This window comes from Arthrobacter sp. P4_F10 (assembly GCF_056401435.1).
Genome location: NZ_JBFUJJ010000001.1, coordinates 162,108 through 182,560 on the forward strand (window position 1 = coordinate 162,108; position 20,453 = coordinate 182,560).

Annotated in this window: 17 protein-coding genes; 10 read left to right on the forward strand and 7 right to left on the reverse strand. The window is 67.9% G+C overall.

What is annotated here, in order from left to right:
- Window positions 1-111: 111 nt before the first annotated feature.
- Both AC1DR1_RS00760 and arfB read left to right on the forward strand, forming a co-directional pair.
- The gene (locus tag AC1DR1_RS00760; protein WP_476992036.1) at window positions 112-714 is read left to right on the forward strand and encodes an arsenate reductase/protein-tyrosine-phosphatase family protein; all 603 of its coding nucleotides are present in this window, start codon (window positions 112-114) and stop codon (window positions 712-714) included.
- A gap of 95 nt (window positions 715-809) precedes the next feature.
- On the forward strand, window positions 810-1,232 hold the full coding sequence (gene arfB, locus AC1DR1_RS00765) for an alternative ribosome rescue aminoacyl-tRNA hydrolase ArfB (protein ID WP_229995215.1): 423 nt from the start codon (window positions 810-812) through the stop codon (window positions 1,230-1,232).
- 84 nt (window positions 1,233-1,316) lie between these two features.
- Here the strand turns inward: arfB and AC1DR1_RS00770 are convergent, their stop codons facing one another.
- Entirely contained in the window at window positions 1,317-1,646 is a 330-nt protein-coding gene (locus AC1DR1_RS00770; protein WP_476966249.1) for a hypothetical protein, read from the reverse strand.
- A 427-nt stretch (window positions 1,647-2,073) separates the two neighbouring features.
- Between AC1DR1_RS00770 and AC1DR1_RS00775 the strand changes: the two genes are divergently transcribed.
- The 6 genes from AC1DR1_RS00775 (at window position 2,074) to AC1DR1_RS00800 (ending at window position 11,091) form a co-directional block, all read left to right on the forward strand.
- On the forward strand, window positions 2,074-3,135 hold the full coding sequence (locus AC1DR1_RS00775; RefSeq protein WP_476992037.1) for an LCP family protein: 1,062 nt from the start codon (window positions 2,074-2,076) through the stop codon (window positions 3,133-3,135).
- 75 nt (window positions 3,136-3,210) lie between these two features.
- Complete coding sequence (locus AC1DR1_RS00780) at window positions 3,211-4,326, forward strand: LCP family protein (protein ID WP_476992038.1); 1,116 nt, start codon at window positions 3,211-3,213, stop codon at window positions 4,324-4,326.
- Window positions 4,327-4,353: 27 nt separating this feature from the next.
- The gene (locus AC1DR1_RS00785) at window positions 4,354-6,570 is read left to right on the forward strand and encodes a S9 family peptidase (RefSeq protein ID WP_476992039.1); all 2,217 of its coding nucleotides are present in this window, start codon (window positions 4,354-4,356) and stop codon (window positions 6,568-6,570) included.
- Window positions 6,571-6,802: 232 nt separating this feature from the next.
- A complete protein-coding gene (locus tag AC1DR1_RS00790; protein WP_476992040.1) occupies window positions 6,803-7,573 on the forward strand; it encodes a peptidoglycan-binding protein in 771 nt (256 codons plus the stop codon).
- Between the two features lie 7 nt (window positions 7,574-7,580).
- A complete protein-coding gene (locus AC1DR1_RS00795; protein ID WP_476992041.1) occupies window positions 7,581-10,121 on the forward strand; it encodes a hypothetical protein in 2,541 nt (846 codons plus the stop codon).
- A 343-nt stretch (window positions 10,122-10,464) separates the two neighbouring features.
- Window positions 10,465-11,091, forward strand: coding sequence for a dihydrofolate reductase family protein (locus tag AC1DR1_RS00800; protein ID WP_476992042.1), 627 nt, complete (start codon window positions 10,465-10,467; stop codon window positions 11,089-11,091).
- A gap of 171 nt (window positions 11,092-11,262) precedes the next feature.
- On the opposite strand, the gene AC1DR1_RS00805 is transcribed toward AC1DR1_RS00800, so the two are convergent.
- Together AC1DR1_RS00805 and AC1DR1_RS00810 are read right to left on the reverse strand one after the other, a co-directional pair.
- The gene (locus AC1DR1_RS00805) at window positions 11,263-11,826 is read right to left on the reverse strand and encodes a GNAT family N-acetyltransferase (protein WP_364745128.1); all 564 of its coding nucleotides are present in this window, start codon (window positions 11,824-11,826) and stop codon (window positions 11,263-11,265) included.
- Window positions 11,827-11,886: 60 nt separating this feature from the next.
- Window positions 11,887-13,056 carry an acetate kinase gene (locus AC1DR1_RS00810; protein ID WP_476992043.1) on the reverse strand — a complete coding sequence of 390 codons (1,170 nt, stop codon included), beginning with the start codon at window positions 13,054-13,056 and terminating at the stop codon, window positions 11,887-11,889.
- Between the two features lie 360 nt (window positions 13,057-13,416).
- Between AC1DR1_RS00810 and AC1DR1_RS00815 the strand changes: the two genes are divergently transcribed.
- Together AC1DR1_RS00815 and AC1DR1_RS00820 are read left to right on the forward strand one after the other, a co-directional pair.
- Window positions 13,417-14,559, forward strand: a complete 1,143-nt coding sequence (locus tag AC1DR1_RS00815) for a globin domain-containing protein (RefSeq protein ID WP_476992044.1) — start codon at window positions 13,417-13,419, stop codon at window positions 14,557-14,559.
- Window positions 14,546-15,061, forward strand: coding sequence for a DivIVA domain-containing protein (locus AC1DR1_RS00820; protein ID WP_476992045.1), 516 nt, complete (start codon window positions 14,546-14,548; stop codon window positions 15,059-15,061). Before AC1DR1_RS00815 ends, AC1DR1_RS00820 begins: the two co-directional genes overlap by 14 nt.
- Before the next feature lie 9 nt (window positions 15,062-15,070).
- Here AC1DR1_RS00820 and pta read toward each other — a convergent pair whose 3' ends face one another.
- From pta to AC1DR1_RS00840, 4 genes are all read right to left on the reverse strand, one after another.
- The gene (gene pta / locus AC1DR1_RS00825; RefSeq protein WP_476992046.1) at window positions 15,071-17,212 is read right to left on the reverse strand and encodes a phosphate acetyltransferase; all 2,142 of its coding nucleotides are present in this window, start codon (window positions 17,210-17,212) and stop codon (window positions 15,071-15,073) included.
- A gap of 87 nt (window positions 17,213-17,299) precedes the next feature.
- The gene (locus tag AC1DR1_RS00830; protein WP_476992047.1) at window positions 17,300-17,785 is read right to left on the reverse strand and encodes a MaoC family dehydratase; all 486 of its coding nucleotides are present in this window, start codon (window positions 17,783-17,785) and stop codon (window positions 17,300-17,302) included.
- Between the two features lie 42 nt (window positions 17,786-17,827).
- Window positions 17,828-18,694: an HpcH/HpaI aldolase/citrate lyase family protein gene (locus AC1DR1_RS00835; protein ID WP_229994445.1), complete on the reverse strand. Its 867-nt coding sequence runs from the start codon at window positions 18,692-18,694 to the stop codon at window positions 17,828-17,830.
- Window positions 18,691-20,451, reverse strand: coding sequence for an acetyl/propionyl/methylcrotonyl-CoA carboxylase subunit alpha (locus tag AC1DR1_RS00840; RefSeq protein ID WP_476992048.1), 1,761 nt, complete (start codon window positions 20,449-20,451; stop codon window positions 18,691-18,693). The genes AC1DR1_RS00835 and AC1DR1_RS00840 overlap by 4 nt, the downstream gene beginning before the upstream one ends.
- Between the last annotated feature and the right edge of the window lie 2 nt (window positions 20,452-20,453).

Sequence of the window (20,453 nt, forward strand, 5' to 3'; positions counted from 1 at the left end):
GAACGACAGAATTCGCCGCTATCTCTTCCCGGAGATCTGAATGGCCCGTCGCGGCTAGACTCGGAAACCATGCCGCCGGTAAGAGTCTCGCTAACGGAAGTTGGACAAACCTTGGATACTCCTCGCCCCGTTCGGATCCTCACGGTCTGCACCGGCAACATCTGCCGCTCACCGGTGGCCGAGCGCCTGCTTCAGGCGGGCCTGGACCAGGTGCAACCTGGCGCCTTTGTGGTGCGAAGCGCAGGCACGCGGGCCATGGTGGGCGATCCGATCCAGCCAAGCTCTGCGGACGTCATCAGGACGTTTGGCGGAACACCGGACGGCTTCGCGGCCCGCCAGCTGACGCAAAAGATCCTCAGGGAGTCCGATCTGGTGCTGGCGATGACCGCCAAACACCGCGGCGAGGTGATGCAGATGGATGCCTCATTGCTGAAGCGGACCTTTACTATCCGCGAGTTTGCCCGGATGCTGAAGGTCCTTGAGCAGCGCGACGCGGACGCTCCCGCGCCCTCTTCTGCCGGCGACATCCCTGCCTTTTGGCGGGAGCTCCCGGGCCGGGCGGCGTCAGTGCGTCACCTGGCGCTTGCCCCGGACGCCTCCGACAACGACGTCGTGGATCCCTACCGGCGCGGGCAGGAGTTCTACGACCAGATGGAGGACGAGCTCGCCCCGGCCATCCTCGCCATTCTGCGGTTCGCACGCCACCACAGCTGAGCCAGGCCAGTACCTGCAGCTAGGCCGCCAGCATTCGAGCCCGGGGAACCGCGGCCGTCTCCGCGCCGGCGCCCATTTCGTGCAACGCTAGTTGCATGGATCTGGAGGTGTCGCCCGCGCTCACGATTCCCGCGTCGGAACTCGGCTGGCGGTTCTCGCGTTCGTCCGGGCCAGGCGGCCAACATGTCAACACCTCGGACAGCCGCGTCGAACTCTCGTGGAACGTCGCCGGCTCGGCGGCGCTCTCGGACGGCCAACGGCTGATGCTCCTCAGCCGCCTCGGACAACGTCTCATCGCCGGGGTGATCACCGTGACCGCCTCCGAGCGGCGCTCTCAGCTGCGCAACCGCGAGATCGCGCTGGCCAAGCTCTCCGACCTCGTCGCAGAGGGTCTTGCACCTGAAGCTGCTCGCCGCCGGGCAACCAAACCGACCCGGGGCTCGAACCGTCGGCGCCTCGCCGCAAAGGAGCAGCGGGCGGCGACGAAACGGCAACGACAGCGGCCGTCCGCCGAGTAGTGCCCTCCAGCCATTATTCAGCCGCGGGGTAGCAGGAGCGTGTAGAAGAACCTGTTCCATAGGCGGACCCGGCGCAGCTGGATACTAGGCCGCCGCCAGCCTTCGGACCCGGGGAACCGCGGCCCTTTCCGCCGGCGCTACGATGCTGAGCTGGCATTCTGACTGCAGCGGGTCAATGGTGGCCGGCAGGTGGTGGGAGGCTGAGCACTCCCGGAGCTGTTCGAGGGCCGCCGGTTCCACCACGGCGTGGCTGACATCCACCACCAAGTGGAGTCCTTCCCTCAGGTGGTTTGCCCGCTTGACCACCACGTACAGGGCCTGGAGGCTCCTCGCCGTCACATGTCCCTGCGCTGCTACTTCTGCCTGACCGCAATCGAGGTCGAGCCTGACAAGGACCCGGAGTTTGTGGTTCAAAACGATTCCCCTGTTCGTGCATGTACCGCTTGGCCGCGACGCTGCGACCGGTTTGGCCGCGACGCTGCGACCGCAACCCAGCCTAGGCAGGGAGTGTGATGTAGGCAACAGTGCGCTTCATATCGGGGAAACCGCGCGTTATGTGCCGGGTTGTTGGCGAAAAAGTGTTGATCTGCGGGCACGGTGTACTGTAGAGGAGGCCCCACGGAGACCATCCGGCACTTGGCACTAGCCCAGAACGCACCGGAGAGCGACATCGTGGCCCCCTTACCGCCGCGGCGAGGAACTGCATCACCGGATGCAGGACGAGCCAGCGCCGGCCAGCCAGTCCACTCTGCGTTTCGCGCCCCTCAGTACTCCGGCGTGGCCCGCCAGAGTACTGGCAGCCAGAATCCGGGCACCGGGCCCGGCCGACTTAGAGGAACACATGACACACCCCTTCGACAGCCCAGACGACGTACGCGGGGCGGATTTCCGCGAGCGGCGGCGCCCCGTGAAGAAACGCCGAGGCCGGAAGGTGCTGATCGCCGTCGGCGTGGTGCTGGCGCTCGTCGCGGTGGTGGCTGGCGGCTACCTCTTTAACCTCGCACGGACCTTCGACTCCGGCAGCAGCAAGATTGAGCAGGCCTTCCCGGACGAGTCCACGCGCCCGAAGAAGACGGACACCTCGATGAACATCCTGGTGATGGGCAGCGACAGCCGCGGCGCCGCCGAGTCTGATAACGCGGGCGCCACGCCCACGGACCAGCGCGCGGACACGCTGATGCTCATGCATATCCCGGCGGACCGCAAGAACATCTACACCATGTCCATCATGCGCGACCTCTGGGTGGACATCCCCGGGCACGGCGAAGCGAAGATCAACTCGGCCCTGGCCCTTGGCGGTACGCCCCTGATGGTGCAGACCGTCGAGTCGATCTTCCAGCAGCGCGTCGATCACGTGGCGATGATCGACTTCGAGGGCTTCAAGGGCCTCACGGACGCGCTGGGCGGGGTGAGCGTGAACCTCAACCTGCCGTTCACCTCGAACGATCTGAAGGGCCAGTCCTTCGCCCCCGGCCAGCACACCTTCAATGGAACCGAAGCCCTGGCCTTCGTGCGCGAACGCCACGCCTACGCCGACGGCGACTACCAGCGGGTCCGCAACCAGCAGGAGTTCCTGCGGGCCATTATCAAGAAGTCGACCGCCGGCCAGACGCTGAGCAACCCGATCACGATCAACAACATGGTGGGCGCCGTCTCGCCGTTCGTCACGGTGGACAAGTCCTTTGATTCTGGAGCCGTAGCCGGGCTGGGGCTCGAACTCAAGGACATCCGGGCGCAGAATACCGTGATGTTCACGCTGCCAACCGGCGGCGTGGGAACGTCAACGGATGGCCAGTCGATCGTGCTGGCCGACCCGAACGCCATCAACGACATCTCCGGGGCCATGGGCTCGGGCACCCTGGGCGAGTACGTTGCGGCGAACGAGTTCGAGAACGGGAACTGAGCCCCGCCGGGTGAGGCGCCAGGGGAGGCCCTTGGACCCATAGTCCGCGGCGGGCCGCAGTGGTAGCGTCCGTTCATGGGGAATGCTCCGGAGCCAGCAGCCGCGGCTTCCGCGGCGTCCCCTCCCCCGTCCCCCGCGGCAGGCCGTCGTCGTCGGATCATCCTGCTCCTGGGGGCGCTGGTCGCGCTCGCCGTGGCCGTTGCGGCTTCGGCGTACGTTTTCTCCCGGCCGCGATCCGCGGACCCGGCGCCGGCGGGAACCGCCGCACCGGCAGCCGCGCCCGCGACGGCACCCGGCCCCGCACCCACTCCCAGCCCCGTTCCCACGCCGCCGCCCAGCCCCACGCCCACGCCGGAACCGCCCGCCGTCGCCCTCAACATCTTGCTGATCGGGAGCGACAGCCGGGTCAATGAGCGGGCGGCGGCGGCCGGCGGCACCGCCTCCGACCAGCGCGGGGACGCCCTCGTGCTGATCCACCTCCCGGCGGACCGGCAGGGCGTCTACGGCATCTCGATCATGCGTGACCTGTGGGTGAACATCCCCGGCTACGGATTCGCGAAAGTGAACGCCGGACTTGAACTGGGCGGGCTGCCGCTGATGACGAAGACCGTGGAAGCGCTGCTGGGCCAGCACATCGACCACACGGTAATGCTGGATTTTCAGGGGTTCGCGGCCATGACAGACGCGCTCGGCGGGGTTGACGTCAACGTCAAGCGGGCATTCACCAGCACTGCAGATGACAAGGTGTATTTTCCGGCGGGCGTGAACCGACTCAACGGGCTGCAGGCCCTGGCCTTCGTCCGCGAGCGCCATGCCTTCGCCGACGGCGACTACCAGCGGGTCCGGAACCAGCAGACTTTCTTGAAAGCCGTGATGGCCAAGATGGCATCCGAAGGCAGGCTGGCGGACCGCGCCACCGTCCGCAAACTCATCGCCACTGTGCTGCCGCACGTGACCTTGGATGCAAGCTTCACCCTGAAGTCGCTGGAAAACCTCGCCTTCAGCCTCCGCAGCACAGCGCCGGGCCGTGGCGTGTTCTTCACGCTGCCGACCGCCGGCACAGGGTTCAGCCGCGACGGCCAGTCGATTGTCCTGCAGAACCCTGCCGCGACCGCCGCGGTCTCCGCCGCGCTGGGCTCGGGAACGCTCGCCCGCTACGTGGCGGCCAACAATTTGCAGAACGGCAATTGAGGCGCCGCTCTTCGGTAGATTGGGTCCATGACCCAGACTCCCGCCCAGCCGTCCCCGCAGCCTCCCGTCGCCCGGAAAGTTCCCGCGGTGCGCACCCACCACGGCGACGCGTTCGAGGACAACTACGAGTGGCTGCGGGACAAGGAATCCGCCGAGGTGGTGGACCTGCTCAAGGCCGAAAACGCCTACCAGGAGGCCGTGACCGCGCACCAGGAGCCGCTGCGCGAGGCCATCTTCCAGGAGATCAAGGGCCGCACCCAGGAAACAGACCTCTCCGTCCCGAACCGCAAGGACGGCTGGTGGTACTACACCCGCTCGGTCGAGGGCAAGGAGTACGGCATCCACTGCCGCGTGCGCGGCCAGGAAACCGGGGACCGCGTCGCGGACTGGACTCCCCCGGCCGTGGAGGCCGGCGTCGTCATCCCCGGCGAGGAAGTCCTGCTCGATGGCAACCTCGAGGCCGAGGGCAAGCCGTTCTTCGCCGTGGGCGGGGCCGCCACGACCATCGATGGCACCCTCTATGCCTACGCCGTGGACAACGCGGGCGACGAGCGCTTCACGCTGCGCATCAAGGACCTGCGCACCGGTGCGCTGCTGCCGGACGTGATCGAGAACGTCTTCTACGGCATCTCCTTCTCCCCCGACGGCAGCCGGATCTTCTACACCGTGGTGGACGATTCCTGGCGGCCGTACCAGGTGAAGTCCCATGTGCTCGGCACACCCGTCAGCGAGGATGCGGTCATTTACCAGGAGGACGACGTCGCCATGTGGCTCGGCTTCGAGCTTTCGGCCGACCGGCGCCACCTGGTGCTCAGCATCGGCTGCTCCGAGTTCAGCGAGACCCGCCTGCTGCGCTTTGATGACCTCGACGCCGGACTGCGCACCGTGATCTCCCGCGACGAGCGAATCCTCTACGAGGCCGAGCCGTTCCTGCTGGCGGATGCCTCAGGCCGGAGCCAGGAGCGGATCCTGCTCACCCACAACAAGGACGCCATCAATTCCATGGTCTCCCTCGTGGACCCGGCCGAGCTCGCAAAGCCGCTCGCCGAGCAGCACTGGGACACCGTCGTCGCCCATTCCGACCACGTCCGCGTCAACGGCGCCGGGGTCACCTCGACTCACGCGGTGGTCTCCGTCCGAAAGGACACCATCGAACGGGTCCAGGTCCTGCCCCTGGCCGGCCTGGGCACCCCGGAGCAGGGCGCCGCGGTGGAACCCGCGTTCGACGAGGAGCTGTACACGGCCGGCGTCGCGGGCTCCGACTACGAGGCCCCCGTGATCCGGATGGGCTACACCTCGTACTTCACCCCGTCGCGGGTCTACGACTTCGTGCTGCCCACTCCGGAGCATCCGGCCGGTGAACTCCTGCTGCGCAAGGAGAGCCCGGTGCTGGGCGGCTACTCGAGGTCGGACTACGTCGCCACCCGGGAGTGGGCCACCGCCGCGGACGGGACGAAGATTCCGCTCTCGGTGCTCCGCCACACCTCCGTCCGGCAGGATTCGACCGCGGCCGGCCTGGTGTACGGCTACGGCTCCTACGAAATGAGCATGGATCCGGGCTTCGGGATCCCCCGGCTGTCCCTGCTGGACCGGGGCGTCGTGTTCGTGATCGCCCACATCCGCGGCGGCGGCGAGCTGGGCCGGCACTGGTACGACGACGGCAAGAAGCTGCGCAAGAAGAACACGTTCACCGACTTCATCGCGGCCACGGACTGGCTCGCCGGGTCCGGCTGGGTGGACCCGGGCCGGATCGCCGCGATGGGCGGCTCCGCCGGCGGCCTGCTGATGGGCGCCGTCGCCAACCTGGCGCCGGAAAAGTATGCGGCGATTGTTGCCGCCGTCCCGTTCGTGGACGCGCTGACCACTATCCTGGACCCCGAACTGCCGCTCTCGGCCCTGGAATGGGAGGAATGGGGCAACCCGATCACCGACCCGGACGTGTACGCGTACATGAAGTCGTACACTCCCTACGAGAACGTCCAGGCCTTGGCGTACCCGAAGATCGCCGCGGTCACCAGCTTCAACGACACCCGCGTGCTTTACGTGGAGCCGGCCAAATGGGTGCAGCGGCTGCGCGAAGTGAACACCGGCAGCGAGCCGATCGTCCTGAAGATCGAGATGGAAGGCGGCCATGGCGGCGCCTCGGGCCGGTACGTGCAGTGGCGCGAACGGGCCTGGGACTACGCGTTCGTGGCCGATTCCCTTGGCGCCACCGAACTGCTGCCGGGAGCCGGAGTGAAGTAGCCCCGGGGCGGGACATCCGGGCGCGGTTTCGCTGGCGGGTTCCGCACTAACGCGCCCATTCGCCAAAGATGGCCGCTATGAGAGCTCTCATAGCGGCCATTTTCGTCGAATCGGCGGGATGTCCGGTACACAATTAATGATCATCATGCTTACTATTGACGCTTGTTAGGCACATCGATGGAGAAACTGCTCACTGGGGGCAGGCAGAGACGTGCCGGAGATGGAGTTTGTTATGAGCGTTGAGCAGGGAATGACCCCGTTGACTGATGATGAGCTGATGGCGCAGGGCGGCACGGCCCTTCCGGACAAGGAGGTCGCCTCCGTCCTGGACCTGAACGCCGACCTGAACCTGGGGATCAGCGCGGCGGCGCCGATCGACCTCGGCATCGCGGCCAACGCCAACGTTGCCGCGCCGATTGATGCGGCTGCCTCGGCAAACGTGCTCTCCTTCGGGTCTGAGTCCCAGGCCCTCGCCGACCAGGGCACCATCATCAACCAGGGAGTCACGGGCGACGCCACGGCAGACTCCACCCAGGACAGCGTCATCGATCAGGGCGCCGGCACGGATGCCGGGACCACAGCAGGTTCTGCCGCAGCGCCTGCCGGCACGGATCCGGCCACAGCCGATCTCGCCGGTGCCGTACCTGCCGGTGCTGTACCTGCCGACGGCACGGGCGTCCTGCCGGATGGCACGACCCCGGACCTGGGCGGCGCGCTGCCGACGGATGTGGCCGGAGCCGCCGGCGCCGCGGGTGCCCTCAGCGGCAACCTGCTCAACGTCGACGTGAACCTGGACGCCAACGCGGGCATCGCAGCACCCATCAATGGGGCAGTGGCCGCCAACGCCAACGTCGCCGCGCCGATCGACGCGGCCGTCGGCGCCAACATCGGCTCAATCGACAGCAACGCGTTCGCCGTCGCCCAGCAGGACGCCATCATCAACCAGGACATCCATGGCGACGCCACGGCGTCGGCTGACCAGCAGTCCGACCTGAAGCAGTAGCACCTAGATGAGCAATGTGCACGGAGGGCCGTCCGGGCAGGACGGCCCTCCGGTCCTGCCTGCCACCGGCAGCGTCGGCTCTGCCGCGACCGGCAGCGCCGCGTCCGACGCCGGATCCGGCGTCGGTGCTGCCGGCGCCGGTGCCTCCGGCGCCGGTACTGCCGGCCCGGCGTCGTCCGTGGCCGTCAGCCTGCAGCCGGTGCCGGTGCGGGCCGCCGGCGTCCAGCTGATCGGCGAGGCGAAGGGGTCCGGCTACAAGGAAGCCCCGTCCTTGGTGCGCCGCTCCGACGGCCAGACCATACAGCTCACGCGTCTGCTGTACCTGGTGCTCGAGGCGATCGACGGCCAGCGGGGCCCGGAAGAAATCGCCGGGCACGCCAGCCGCAGTTTCGGACGGCTCGTCAGTGCCGAGAACGTCCGCACCCTGATCACCTCCCAGCTCCTCCCCCTCGGACTCCTCCGGCTGGCGGACGGGTCCGAGCCCGAAGTGAAGAAATCGGACCCGCTGCTGGGCATGCGCTTCCGGTATTCGGTGACCGATCCGGACCGCACCCGGAAGATCACGGCGCCGTTCGCCACACTGTTCAACCCCTTGATCGTGGTGGCCGTTACCGCTGCCTTCCTGGCCACGTGCTGGTGGGTGCTGATGGTCAAGGGGCTGGCATCGGCCACCCATGAAGCCTTCGCCAACCCCGGATTGGTCCTCCTGATCCTGGTGGTCACGGTGCTCTCGGCCGGTTTCCATGAGTTCGGCCACGCCGCCGCCGCCCGTCGCGGCGGTGCCACCCCCGGCGCCATGGGCACGGGTCTGTACCTGATGTGGCCGGCCTTCTACACGGACGTCACCGACTCCTACCGGCTGGGGCGGGGCGGCCGGCTGCGCACCGACCTTGGCGGACTCTACTTCAACGCAATCGTGGCCGTCGCGATCATGGGCATCTGGTGGGCCACAGGCTTCGATGCGCTGCTGCTGGTGGTGGTCACCCAGATCCTGCAGATGGTCCGGCAGCTGATGCCGCTGGTCCGCTTTGACGGTTATCACATCCTGGCCGACGCCACCGGCGTCCCGGACCTGTTCCAGCGCATCAAGCCCACCCTGCTGGCCTTGGTGCCGTGGCGCAGGACAGATCCCGAAGCCAGGCTCCTGAAGCCCTGGGCTCGGGCCGTCGTCACCATCTGGGTGCTGGTCACGGTTCCCCTGCTGCTCTTCAGCATGGCCACCATGGTGCTGACCCTGCCGCGCGTCCTGGGCACCGCCTGGGACAACGGCCTCAAGCAGCAGGCCATGTTCTCCCACAGCCTCGCCGCCGGGGACATCGCCGACGCCGCCGTCCGGGTGATCGCGATCGCCTGCCTGGCTTTGCCGGTGCTGGGCATCCTGTACATCCTGCTGCGCCTGGTCCGCCAGCTGGTCACCGTGCTGTGGCGGAAGACCAGCGGCAAGGCCCTGCAGCGCGCCACCGCAATGGTAGCCATCGCGGCTGTGGCCGCGGGCCTCGCCTGGGCCTGGTGGCCCGGCGGTGACACCTACCGCCCCGTCCAGCCCTACGAGCGCGGCACCCTGGCCGACGCCACCACGGCAGTCTTCCCGGCCGCCGCCACGGGCCGGATGGCGGAGGGCCAGTCGGGCAAGACCGTTGCCCTGTGGCCGGAGGGCGCCCGGAAGCCCACCCGCGACAAGCCGCAGCTGAGCATGGTCCTGGTGCCCCGGCAGGGAGCGCCAGCCGGCACGGCCGGCGCGGCGGCGCCGTCGTGGGTGTTCCCCTTCGACAGGCCAGCCGCTCCGGAGGATGACGGCAACCAGTCCCTCGCGGTCAACACCACTGACGGTTCCGTGGTCTACGACGTCGCCTTCGCCCTGGTCTGGGCGGACGACGGCGACACCGTGGACACCAAGAATGAGGCCTACGCCTTTGCCAGCTGCGCGGACTGCGCCGCCGTGGCCGTGGGCTTCCAGGTGGTCCTGATTGTGGGCCAGACCGATGTGATCGTCCCGGAGAACCTCTCGGCGTCGGCCAACTACAACTGCCTCCGGTGCCTGACCTACGCCCTGGCGAGCCAACTGGTGCTCACCCTTGACGGGCCCCTGAGCGGCGACGGCATGGCCAGGCTCAACGCCCTGTGGCAGGAGATCGCGGCCTACGGCAAGGACCTGCGGAACCAGCCGCTCTCGGAGATCCAGAGCCGGCTCAGCGCGTACAAGGAACAGATCATGGCGGTCATCAAGGCCGATCCCAGTGCCACCCCGGACGGGTCCTCCGGCACGAAAGCGACGCCGGGCGCAACGCCTGGTGCCACGCCGGGGCCCAGTACCGCCGCCACACCCGGCGCAACGTCTGGCGCCACTGCCGGAGCGACCCCCGGCAGCACGCAGGCCCCGGCCCCGGGACCCACCGGATCCACGGCGCCGACTGGCGGTGCGGCGTCGTCCGGTCCCGCTCCGGGCTCCGGTGCCACGGTGCCGGCAGAGCAGCAACCGACTGCGCCGGCTCCCGCATCGGGCATGGTCTCACCAGCGCCCGCATCCACCGCGCCGCCGGCACCCTAAGCCGGGGACGCGAACGGCACCCGAATTGACGCAGATAGCCGGAATGAGGACTCCATTCCGGCCATCTGCGTCAGATCGGCGCTCCGTCAGTTCGGTACTCCAGCAGATCGGCGTTGCGTCACATCGGCGCTCCGTCACATCGGCGCTTCCCGGTGCTCCCCCGGCGCCTCCAACCGCCGGACACCTCCTACTGGGCCTTCCATTCATCCGCGACGATGGTGTACACCATTTCCGTGGCCGTTCGTCCTTTTGGTGCCACGTTGGCCTGCCACTTTCCACCTACCGAGATTCCAGGCCCATGCCGAGCCGTTGGACCCGGCACCCACCACGGAGAGGCAACACGATGAGACTAACGCTGACAGAGTTCCTCACATTGGACGGCGTGGCGCAGGGTCCTGGATCGCCCGAGGAGGACACCAGCGACGGCTTCTCACAAGGAGGTTGGTTCGTCCCCTTCCTGGACGAGGATTTCGTCCGGCGGGCGGCGGCCTGGCTCGGTGAGGCGGATGCGTTGCTGTTCGGCCGTCGGACCTACGAGAACTTTGCGAGGGACTGGCCGAGAATCACGGACCCTGATGATCCGTTCTCCGAAAAGATGAATGGGTTGCCGAAGTACGTGGCCTCGCACACCCTGGCGCAGGCTGGTTGGGCACCGACGACGATCCTGTCCGGCGACGTCCCCGCACAGGTCGCTGCGTTGAAGAGGCTGCCCGGCAGGGAATTGCAGATCCACGGGAGTGCCCGGCTGGCCCAGTCGCTGCTGGGCGCGGGGCTGATCGACGAACTGAGGCTGGTGATCGCCCCGGTGGTGGTAAGTAACGGCAGGCGGCTGTTTCCGCCGGGAGGCGCCCCGGCGGGCCTGCGTCTGGTCCGCAATGAGACGACGCCGGGCGGACTCGCGATTCTTGTCTATGAGTCGGCAGGGCTTCCGACGTACGGGACCTATGATCCTGGTTCGTCCCGTGGTTGAGCCTGTCGAACCATTGAACCTGTCGAACCATTGAACCTGTCGAACCATTGAACCTGTCGAACCATTGAACCTGTCGAACCATTGAGCCTGTCGAACCATTGAGCCTGTCGAACCCGGTGGCATCTGAAAGGTGTCTCCTCGACCTGCCTGTCAACGTCTCGGTGGGCCCGGTTAGCGGGCCTTCCATTCCTCCGCGAGGATGGCGTACACCACCTCCGTGGCCCATTCTCCCTTGTAATGCCACTTGTCCACCTGCCGTGATTCCAGGCGCATGCCGAGCCGCTCACAAAGCGCCGCCGAGTCCGTGTTCAGGGCATCGAGCTTGGCGTCGATGCGGTGGAAGCCCAGGTCCTCAAAACCGAGCTTGAGCAGCGCCCGGGCAGCCTCGCTCGCGATGCCCCGGCCCCGCGCTTCCGGGGCCAGGCTCCAGCCGATCTCGGCCTGCCCGCACCCCTCCAGCCACTTCAGCACCACCTCGCCGAGCAGCCCCGGCGAGTCCGCGGCCTCGATGGCCAGGGCCACCCAGTCGCCCTCCTTCTCGAACTCGAAGTTGGCGTACCGTCCCACCGTTTCCATCGACTGGGTGTAACTCTTGGCCTCGCGGGGCAGGAACCGGGCGGTTTCCGGGAGCGAGTGGTAGGCGTGGAAGGCATCGAGGTCGGAGGCCTCAAAGCGCCGCAGCACTAGCCGTTCGGTGCGGATGGGCAGCGGAGGGAGGGGCTTGGGTTCGGTCATGCCTCCAACGCTACCCATCGATTGCTCCGTAAGCGCCGTTTTCAGCCGCCACAAGGGCGGTTACGGAGCAACCGATGCCTGGGCGACGACGGCGGCCGTCGCCTCGGCGATCGCGCGCTCCTCGTCGGTGGGGACCACCAGGACAGGCAGGGCCGACGTCGGGGTGGAAATGACCCGGGGTTCCTTGGACCGCTCCCGGTTCAGCCCGGCATCGAGTTCGACGCCGAGCGCACCGAGCCGCTGCGCCACCAGGTTCCGGAACTGGTGCGAGTTCTCCCCGATCCCGGCCGTGAACACGAGGGCCTTCGCACCGCCAACGGCCACGTGGTAGCCGCCGATGTACTTCGCGAGCCGGTAGGACGCGACCGCCAGGGCCATGGCCGCCTTGGCGTCGCCGGCTTCCGCGGCCTCCACCACAGAGCGCATGTCGTTGTTTCCGGCCAGGCCCTTGAGCCCGGACTGCCGGTTGAGCATCGAATCCAGGTCCTCGGGAGACCAGCCGTTCCGGCCCAGGAAGACCAGAATGGACGGATCGAGGTCCCCGGAGCGGGTCCCCATGACGAGGCCCTCAAGGGGCGTGAATCCCATGGAGGTGTCGATTGAGTGGCCGCCGCGGATCGCCGTGACCGAGGCGCCGTTCCCCAGGTGGGCGATGACGGCGTCGAACTCCTCGACCGGAACATCCAGCAGCGCTGCCGCCCGGTGCGCCACGTATTCGTGCGAGGTGCCGTGGAACCCGTAGCGGCGGATCCCGTGTTGTGTGTAGAGCTCGTCCGGCACCGCGTAACGCCAGGCGTGCTCGGGCAGGGTGCGGTGGAAGGCGGTGTCGAACACTGCCACCTGCGGCAGCTCGGGCCACTTCTTCGAGATCGCGCGGATGCCAAGGACGTTGGCGGGGTTGTGCAGCGGCGCGAGCGGGTTCAGCCGTTCAATGGCCCGGGTGATCTCGTTGTTGACCAGCACCGGCTCGGCGAAGCGCTCCCCGCCGTGCACCACGCGGTGGCCCACGGCATCGAGCTCACGGTCCCCCAAGGCTTCGTGGATGGCCGAGCCCACCTGCTCCAGCGCCTCGGCGTGGTCGCGGGGGCCCTCGATCTGGCCGTCGCCCTCACCGCCGGCACCCACGCCGATCTTCTCGACCAGGCCCTCGGTGAGCACACTGCCGGCCTCGACGTCGCGCACCTGGTACTTGAGCGAGGACGAGCCGGAGTTGATGACGAGCACGAGCATGGGGCCTCCTAAGCCTTGGCTTCGACGCTACCGTCGAGGGTGCGTCGGGACTGGCATCACGCCGGAGCCTGGCCGAGCGCTCCGTCGGTTCCACTATAAATTGCCGGACCCGGCAAGGGCGCCAATCCGGTGCGAAAGCCGCGGCAGGAGCCGGGTGCCGGGCCTGACCGGCCCTTTCAAGGTGCCGCGGGGAAGGCCCGGGCCCCGCGGCGTGGGCGCCTAGACCCGTTGGACCTGCGGAGCGGCAATGGGGTAAGTTTGCCGGGGTGCTGGGGGGGCCCGCTCCGCCGAACCGGCGGAGGACGACCCCGACAGAAGGGCCTTTGGATGGATGCCGGTGGGCTGAAAAGGACTTGGTCCATGGCGGCCGCGCTCGGGGACGAAGTCCCCCTGTACTTCTACTCGCACTTATTCCTGTCCCACCCGGAGCTACGCGAAATGTTCCCGGTCTCGATGGCCGGCCAGCGGGACAAACTCTTCGCCGCCCTCGGGCACATTGTGAGCCACGCGGATCAGATTGACGAGGTGGCCGGGTTCATCGGCCAACTCGGCCGCGACCACCGCCGCTTCTCCGTAACGCCGGAGCAGTACTCGATGGTGGGGGCTTCCTTCCTGGCGACCCTGCAGAAGTACCTCGGTCCGGAATGGACCGAGGAGGTGGCGCAGTCGTGGGCCGAGGCGTACGGACTGATCGCCAAGGTCATGGTCATGGCCGCCGAGGAGGCCTCGGATACTAGTCCGCCGTGGTGGGAGGGCGAGGTCACCGCCGTCGAGCGCCGCAGCCTGGACGTCACGGTCCTGGAGGTCCGAGTCGCGGACGGCTTCACCTACTCGCCCGGCCAGTCGGCCTCGGTGGAGGTTCCCGCCCTCCCGCGGACCTGGCGCTTCCTGAGTCCTGCCAACGCCCCCCGCGCCGACGGCACAATCGAACTGCACGTCCAACTGATCCCCGGCGGCCTCTTCAGCACCGCCGCCGTCCGCCGGACCAAGGTGGGCGATACGGTGCGCATCGGCGCCCCTGTAGGGGACCAGCTCGCCCTCGAGGGTTCACGGGACCTGCTCATGGTTGCCGGCGGGACCGGGCTCGCCCCCATGGCCGCGATCGTCGACGCCGTCCGGCAGCAATGGGGCGAGTACGGGACCGGGCCGCGGGTGGACCTCTTCCACGGGGCACGGGTCCCGTGGAACCTCTACGACCAGCAGCGGCTCGCCGAGCTCGACTCGAGGGAGCCGTGGTTCAGCTACCACCCGGTCGTCTCCGACGACGCGACCTTCCCGGGCGCCCAGGGCTACGTGGGCACCGTGGCAGCGGCACACCCCGAGGCACCCAGCCGTCTGGCCCTCGTGGCCGGATCGACGGCGATGGTGGGGCACACCATCAGCGAACTCGTTGCGGCGGGCACCCCGCGCGCCGATATACGGTACGAAGACTACGCAGGTGTCGAGGACAACTCCTCTGCCACCGGCGCAGACCAGGGAGAGGTATACCATGAGCACCGCTAGCCCAGAAGGCCGCATCAGCCCTTCCGACGTCCGCAACGCCTCGTTCGAGGTGGTGGGACGCGGGTACGACCAGCAATCCGTCCACGAGTTCCTTCGCGCTGTTGCCGAGCAACTCGAGGCGGACCAGCGCCAGCCGGGCGCAGTAAGTCCCCAAGCCAAGGACGAGATGGTCAAGGTCATCACGCAGGCGCAGATTCTCGCCGAGAAGTTCGTGGCCGAGGCCGAGCAGTACTCGAAGGACCTCGTAGCCAGCGCCCGCACGCAGTACAGCGAGATCCTGCGCCGCGCCGAGGACTCCGTGGCCACGCGGGAGGCCGTTCCTGTGCCGGCGGCCACGGCGGCCGGCTACACCGACACCATTCAGGAAATCGAGTATGTCCGCACCTACACCAAGGTGGCCCAGGTCCAGCTGCGCGCCGTGATCGATGCCCTGGCCGAGCAAGTGGACCGGCTCGGGGACCTCCCCGTGGCCCGCGCCGACCGCCGCGACGGCAACGAGTAGCACCAAGCCCTAGGCTCCGGCGCGCCCCGCCTGCGCGGGCTGCGCGTCGGAGTCTAGTGCCTCGGCTGACGCGCTGTCAGTCACGGACTGCGCCTGCACGGCGGTGATGGCCACCGTGTTCACGATGTCCTCCACGGTGCACCCGCGGGAGAGGTCGTTGACCGGCTTCCGGAGCCCCTGCAGGACGGGCCCGACGGCGACCGCGCCCGAGGACTGCTGCACCGCCTTGTAGGTGTTGTTGCCGGTGTTCAGGTCCGGGAAGATGAACACGGTGGCCTGCCCGGCGACGGACGAGCCGGGCATCTTGGACTGGGCGATCGCGGCGTCCACGGCGGCGTCGTACTGGATGGGGCCTTCGACGGCGAGATCCGGGCGGCGGTCCTTCACCACTTCGGTGGCCTGCCGGACTTTGTCCACTGCCTCCCCGGTCCCGGACCCGCCGGTGGAGTAGGACAGCATGGCCACCCGCGGCTCCACGCCGAACTGGGCTGCGGTCTCGGCTGAGGCCAGCGCGATATCCGCCAGCTGCTCCGCGTTCGGGTCAGGGTTGACCGCGCAGTCGCCGTAGACCAGCACCCGGTCCGGCATCAGCATCAGGAACACCGAGGAGACGATCTTTACGCCGTCCCGCGTTTTGACGAACTCCAGCGCGGGCCGGATGGTGTGGGCCGTGGTGTGCGCGGCGCCGGACACCATGCCGTCCACCACGCCGAGCTGCACCATCATGGTGCCGAAGTAGCTGCCATCGAGCATGACTTCCAGCGCCCGGGCCAGGTCCACGCCCTTGTGCGCCCGCAGCTCCGCGTACTTCTGAGCGAACTGCTGGCGCAGCTCCGACGTCGCGGGGTCCACGATGTTCATCCCGGAGAGGTCGATGCCCTGGGTGGACGCCAGCTCCCGGACCGCCGACTCGTTGCCCAGGATCGTGAGGTCGCAGACGTCCCGCCGGTGCAGAATTTCGGCGGCCCGCAGGATCCGCACGTCGTTGCCCTCGGGCAGGACAATGTGCCGGCGCTGCAGCCGGGCCCGCTCAATGAGGTCGTGCAGGAACCGCAGCGGCGTCATCCGCTCCAGCCGCGGCAGGTGCAGCCGCTCCACCAGCTCGGCCTCGTCCACGCGCTTCGCCCACAGCCCCACGGCCGAGGCCACCTTGCGGCGGTGCCCCGACCAGATCTCGCTGCGGACCTCGGACACCCGTTTGGCGGTGGTGTAGGTATCGTCCGGGGCCGCGAACACGGGGAATGGCGCCTGCGCCAGCAGCGAGTAGATATTGGGGTCCGGGGCCAGGCCGCCGGTGAGGATGAGCGCCGACGGCACTGGAAACTCCGGCGAGAACGACGACGCGAGGCACGCGACCATCACGTCCGCACGGTCACCCGGAACGATCACCAGGGCGCCGTCGTCGAGCACGTGCAGGAAGTTGGCCACGTTCATCGCCGCCACCTTGATGGAATGGACGTCGCGTTCCATGTCCTGCCGGCCGGCCACCTGGCGGATCCCGAGGGCCGAGGCCACCTCCCCGGTGGTGGGCCGTGCGATGTCCTCCAGCTCGGGGAAGACGTAGACGGGGCGGCCGGACGCGCCGGGCTTCACGGCGGCGATGATCCCGTCCACGTCCTCCGGGTCGGCGCGGTTCACCATGATGGCCAGGAGGCTGCAGCGTTCCGCCGCCAGTTCCTTGCGGGCAACCTCGACGGCGTCGGCAGCCTCCGCGACGGTCCGCCCCTTCGCGCCGACCACGGCCACGATCGAGGCGGCCAGGTTGTTCGCCAGGCGAGCGTTGAGGTCGAATTCGACGGCGGCATCCTGGCCGGTGAGGTCCGTCCCCTCCACAATCACCACGTCGCAGTGGCGGGACATTTCGGCGAAGATCTCCACGCAGCGGGCGTCGATCTCGGCCCTGTTTCCCTCGGCCAGCAGCCCGCGGACCTCGGCAAAGGTCAGGCCGCCGCGGCAGCGCTGGTCGTCAAGATCGAACCGGGCCTTCATCAGCGCCACCATCGGGTCCGCCGCGGCGTCGTTGCCGTGAACCACAGGCTTGAAGAAGCCGATCCGGTCCGCGTGCCGGTGGAGGGTGTCCGCCAGCCCCAGCGCTATGAGGGACTTGCCGGAGCCCGGGGTGGTCGCGCTGACGTAAATTCCTTTGGCCATGATCCGCCCTTTGCTGTGCTGGTGCAGGTCCTCCTATCCTGTCACCTCCTGCGGCGACCTGGGCCAGGCAGAGCATGAGTCAACCCACTATGAATGGCTGGGGGCCACTGCTTCCGCCAGTTGACCGGCGCGACGCAGCATCAGCGCCGTCCGGCGCACAACGCAGACCAGTTCGCCGTCCTGGTTGTAGCCGCGGTGTTCGATGCCCACAATTCCGGTGTCCGGACGCGACTTCGATTCACGCTTGTCCAAGGCCTCGGTCTCCACCCGCAGCGTGTCACCGAAGAACACCGGCTTAGGGAACTCGATGTCCCGGAAGCCAAGATTTCCCAGGGTAGTGCCGAGGGTGGTGTCCTGGACGGGGATTCCCGTGACAAGACCCAGGGTGAAAATGCTGTTGACGATCTGGCGTCCAAACATGCTCTTCTTGGCGAACTCCGCATCCAGGTGCAGCGGCTGGACGTTCATGGTCAGTGCAGTGGTCAGCAGGTTGTCCGTCTCGGTGACAGTCCTGGTGACCTCGTGCCTGATGACGTCGCCGACGGTGAAGTCCTCGTAATACATTCCGGCCATGACTGGCCTCCTTTGCTTGGGTGGGTTTTGTTGAGGTAGCGGTTACGCGGCGGCGAGGGCGAGAGCCTCGCGGGCGTGGTTGGCGTGGGCCAGGTCAATGTGGTCCCCGCGGTAGGAGACGGCCCCGTGGCCGTTGCGCTGGCCTTCCTCGAAAGCCTCGATCAGGCCCTCGTAGTAGCCTTTCAGCGTCTCGGTCAGGCCGTATTCCTCGTTGGCGATCGGAGCGTGCGAAGGGTGGATCAGCACCTGCCCGGTGTAGCCCAGGCCGCTGTTGTCCTGCGCGAAGCTGCGCATCCCCTCCAGGTTCCGCACCTCCTGCCAGAGCCCCAGGACAATGGTGCGGATGCCGGCGGAACGGGCCGCCACCACCACTTTGCTCCGGAGGTACAGCGTCTCCATTCCCGCGGCGGTCCAGCGGAAGCCGACCTCCCGGGAGACGTCCGCATCTTTGGCGGCCGCTGCCATTACGCCGCCAACCCGCGGGCCGGCCAGGATCTCATCCACTTTATTGATGGAGGCGGCGGTTTCGAGGGAGGGCACCAGTTCAACGGTTCCGCGGGCAATGCCGTGATCGAGCTCCGCCGCCGTCACCAGCGCATCGAACCGGACCACGTCGTCCCGGGAGAACAGCTTGGGGAGCAGGAATGCGGTCAGGTTGCGGTGGGTCACGTCGGCCACGTCACGGCCGAAGAAGATGGTGTCCAGGGCGTTGGGCCGGACCAGGATGCCCTTTGAGCCGTCGTGGGCTTCCAGTGCTTCGCGGGCGTTGGTGCGGGCCAGTTCCTTGTCCTGCTCGGGGACGGAGTCCTCCAGGTCGATGATGATGGCGTCGGCCTCGGAGTTCAGCGCCTTGTCGATCCAGTCCCGTTTGTGCCCGGGGACAAAGAGCAGCGAACGGTATGGCTTCATGCCGCCACCTCCTCGGTGATCTTGGTCAGCAGGGTGCCGGCGGCCATGGAATCGCCCACGACGGCGGTAATCTCACCGACCACGCCGGAGGCCGGCGCGGTGATGGGGTTCTCCATCTTCATCGCTTCCAGGACAAACAGCACGTCGCCCTTGGCCACCCTCTGCCCGGCGGCCGCGTTGATCTTGATGATGGTGCCCTGCATCGGTGCCTTGACGGTTCCGTCGCTGACTTTCTCGCGCTTGGCCCGTGCCTGCCGCGTCCGGCCGGTGGCGGCCGCCGGATCTGCGGCTGACGGATCGGCCAGGGCCGGGGCGGCGTTGCCGTAGCCGCCCGCGCTGCCGTAGTCGTTGAACGTGGGGATGATGTAGAAGCGTCCGCCCACCTCCACGTTGGCGCGGTCCACGGGCTCGGGTTCCGTGAAGTCAACGGTCTCTTCCAGCCACAGGGTGCTGAAGCGAAGCTCCCGGAAATCCGGGTGCGCAACAATCGTCTGCGCTGCGGGGGCCGTGGTGGGTACGCCCTCGATCTGCAGCCGCTCCAGGCCGCCGAGCAGGCGCTTGATGGCCGTCTCGCGGTCCGGGCCGTAGGCAATCAGCTTGCCGATGAGGCTGTCGTACAGCGGCAGCACCGTGTCGCCGGACTCGTAGCCTGCGTCGAACCGCAGGCCCTCGCCAACGGGTGCGGTGAGGAGGTCCACCGGACCCGGGGCGGGCAGGAACCGGCCTTCCGCGACGTCCTCGGCGTTGATGCGTGCCTCGATGGCTGCACCCTTGGGCGTCAGGTTGCCCATGATGGACAGCTCCTCGCCCGCCGCCACGCGGATCTGCTCCGCGATGAGGTCCACGCCGTGCACCATTTCGGTGACCGGGTGTTCCACCTGGATGCGGGTGTTCATTTCGAGGAAGTAGAACTTCTCGTCCTCCACCAGGAACTCAACGGTGCCGGCGCCGACGTAGCCAACCTCGCGGGCCAGCCGGACGGCGGCCTCACCCATGTTCCGGCGCAGGGTGTCGGAGAGACCGGGGGCCGGGGACTCCTCCACCAGCTTCTGGTGGCGGCGCTGCACGGAGCAGTCGCGGTCACCCACGTAGACGGTGTTTCCGTGTGTGTCGGCGAAGACCTGGACCTCAACGTGGCGTGCGTGGGTGAGGTACCGCTCGAGGTAGACCTCGCCGTTGCCGAAGGCCGCTGTGGCTTCACGGACGGCGGCGTCGAAGGCTTCTTTGGCCTGGGGTTCGGAGTCGATGCGGCGCATGCCGCGTCCGCCCCCACCAGCTGAGGCCTTCACCAGGACGGGGTAGCCGTGCTCAGCGCCGAACGCCTCGACGGCGGCCGCGCTGGCAATGGCTCCATCGGTGCCCGGTGCCAGGGGGACCTGGACGCGGATGGCCACATCGCGGGCAGCCACTTTGCCGCCCATGGTGGTGATGGCATGCGCGGACGGTCCGATGAATGTCAGGCCCGCGTCCGCAACGGCTAACGCGAATTCCGGGTTCTCGGACAGGAAGCCGTAACCCGGGTGAATGGCCTCGGCACCCGACTCGAGCGCCGCCGCGATGATCTTGGGGATGCTCAGGTAGTTGCTGCTGGCGGGACCATCGCCGAGGTCGATGGCGGTGTCCGCCGCCCGGACGTGCATGGACGCGGCGTCCGCCGTCGAATAAACGGCAACGGACTCGACGCCGAGGGTGCGGCAGCTGCGTGCCACCCGGACGGCGATTTCACCGCGGTTGGCGATCAGGATTTTGGTGAACATGA

What these genes read in the sequence shown, in the direction of transcription:
- AC1DR1_RS00830 (WP_476992047.1), bottom strand. Translation starts at nt 17,785, where the DNA reads ATGGCCGGAATGTATTACGAGGACTTCACCGTCGGCGACGTCATCAGG.
- AC1DR1_RS00805 (WP_364745128.1), bottom strand. Translation starts at nt 11,826, where the DNA reads ATGACCGAACCCAAGCCCCTCCCTCCGCTGCCCATCCGCACCGAACGG.
- AC1DR1_RS00800 (WP_476992042.1), top strand. Translation starts at nt 10,465, where the DNA reads ATGAGACTAACGCTGACAGAGTTCCTCACATTGGACGGCGTGGCGCAG.
- AC1DR1_RS00810 (WP_476992043.1), bottom strand. Translation starts at nt 13,056, where the DNA reads ATGCTCGTGCTCGTCATCAACTCCGGCTCGTCCTCGCTCAAGTACCAG.
- AC1DR1_RS00775 (WP_476992037.1), top strand. Translation starts at nt 2,074, where the DNA reads ATGACACACCCCTTCGACAGCCCAGACGACGTACGCGGGGCGGATTTC.
- AC1DR1_RS00780 (WP_476992038.1), top strand. Translation starts at nt 3,211, where the DNA reads ATGGGGAATGCTCCGGAGCCAGCAGCCGCGGCTTCCGCGGCGTCCCCT.
- AC1DR1_RS00840 (WP_476992048.1), bottom strand. Translation starts at nt 20,451, where the DNA reads ATGTTCACCAAAATCCTGATCGCCAACCGCGGTGAAATCGCCGTCCGG.
- AC1DR1_RS00815 (WP_476992044.1), top strand. Translation starts at nt 13,417, where the DNA reads ATGGCGGCCGCGCTCGGGGACGAAGTCCCCCTGTACTTCTACTCGCAC.
- arfB (WP_229995215.1), top strand. Translation starts at nt 810, where the DNA reads ATGGATCTGGAGGTGTCGCCCGCGCTCACGATTCCCGCGTCGGAACTC.
- AC1DR1_RS00820 (WP_476992045.1), top strand. Translation starts at nt 14,546, where the DNA reads ATGAGCACCGCTAGCCCAGAAGGCCGCATCAGCCCTTCCGACGTCCGC.
- pta (WP_476992046.1), bottom strand. Translation starts at nt 17,212, where the DNA reads ATGGCCAAAGGAATTTACGTCAGCGCGACCACCCCGGGCTCCGGCAAG.
- AC1DR1_RS00835 (WP_229994445.1), bottom strand. Translation starts at nt 18,694, where the DNA reads ATGAAGCCATACCGTTCGCTGCTCTTTGTCCCCGGGCACAAACGGGAC.
- AC1DR1_RS00790 (WP_476992040.1), top strand. Translation starts at nt 6,803, where the DNA reads ATGAGCGTTGAGCAGGGAATGACCCCGTTGACTGATGATGAGCTGATG.
- AC1DR1_RS00785 (WP_476992039.1), top strand. Translation starts at nt 4,354, where the DNA reads ATGACCCAGACTCCCGCCCAGCCGTCCCCGCAGCCTCCCGTCGCCCGG.
- AC1DR1_RS00795 (WP_476992041.1), top strand. Translation starts at nt 7,581, where the DNA reads ATGAGCAATGTGCACGGAGGGCCGTCCGGGCAGGACGGCCCTCCGGTC.